Genomic DNA, 1108 nt, shown 5'->3' with positions numbered 1-1108 from the left:
GGCGGCGAACGACACCACCTTCCCGATGAGCATCAGGCCGACGCCGTTGACGACGACGAACACGACGTACAGCAGCCAGAACTGCCACGTGCGAACCGTCTCCCGCCACGTCCACGCGCGTTCGTCGTCCACAGTGATTTCGTCGTCGTCGTCTCACGGTCGGGGTCGTGCAGGACGAGCGCGGCGACGAGCGCGGCGAGGCCGGTGCCGACGCCGAGGGCGACGACCGTTCGCTGGAACGCCAGGGAGACGCCGCTCCGGATGGACGGGATCAGGAGGAAGCTCAGCCCGCCGTAGGACATCGTGACGACGCCGGTCGCGAGGCCGCGGCGCTCCTCGAACCACTTCACGGGCGTGTTCACCGCGACCGTGTAGGAGGCGGCAGCGCCGACGCCGCCGACGGCGTACGCGAACGCGGCGACTGGGAGGGTGTCCGCGAAGCCGACGCCGAGGAATCCCGCGGTGAGACAGACGGCGGCGACCAGCAGCGGCGGTCGGGGGCCGTACCGGTCCCGCACCCAGCCGGCGGGGAACTGGACGACCGTCTGGAAGACGACGAACAGCGTGAACACCGTGCCCAGCGACGTCTCGGGCGCGCCGAGGCGAGCGCCCAGCGGGAGGCGGATCGACGACCACGCGAACTGGTAGATGCCCCCGGCGCCCATCACCGCGGCTGCGGCGACGACCAGTCCCCACCCGGACAGCCCGAGGTCGCGTCGGCCCATTCGTCCGAGGGGATTCCGTGTGAACACAAAAATAGGTTGGCGCGGCCACTGCTTCGGCGGGACCCTCGACTCCCGGTCAGGGGGAACGAGGACTGCATTCGCCTCATCGTGTGTGAAACCGGCGAGCACCGCCTCCACAGGAGTGCCGAGTTCGGAAGCGATTAGGTGCGGGCGAGCGCACTACCAGGCATGAAGGTGTTCGGGTCGAGTGGCACGCGGGGTGTGGCCAACGACGAACTCACCCCGGGGTTCGTGCAGGGTGTCGCGAAGGCGGCGGGGTCGGTGTGGCGGACCGACCGCGTCGCGGTCGGTCGCGACACGCGGACGACCGGCCGGATGCTCGTGAACGCCGCGACCAGCGGCCTCCAGAGCGTCGGCGTGGA

At 70.3% G+C, this 1108-nt stretch carries 1 protein-coding gene and 1 pseudogene; one reads left to right on the top strand and one right to left on the bottom strand.

The genetic code is table 11. The annotated features are described in order from the left end of the window. Positions 1-32: 32 nt before the first annotated feature. Positions 33-725, bottom strand: a complete 693-nt coding sequence (locus GRX66_RS19205) for an MFS transporter (RefSeq protein WP_159527866.1) — start codon at positions 723-725, stop codon at positions 33-35. A gap of 189 nt (positions 726-914) precedes the next feature. On the opposite strand from GRX66_RS19205, the pseudogene GRX66_RS19200 reads away from it, so the two are divergent. Further along, positions 915-1108 (top strand): annotated as a pseudogene (locus tag GRX66_RS19200) (phosphoglucosamine mutase); the annotation flags it as partial.

This window comes from Halobacterium bonnevillei (assembly GCF_009831555.1).
Taxonomy (GTDB): domain Archaea; phylum Halobacteriota; class Halobacteria; order Halobacteriales; family Halobacteriaceae; genus Halobacterium; species Halobacterium bonnevillei.
This window is presented reverse-complemented; position numbering and strand designations above follow the sequence as displayed.

Bases quoted from the DNA above. Each gene is read 5' to 3' on its own strand.
- GRX66_RS19205 (WP_159527866.1), bottom strand. From the start codon at position 725: ATGGGCCGACGCGACCTCGGGCTGTCCGGGTGGGGACTGGTCGTCGCC.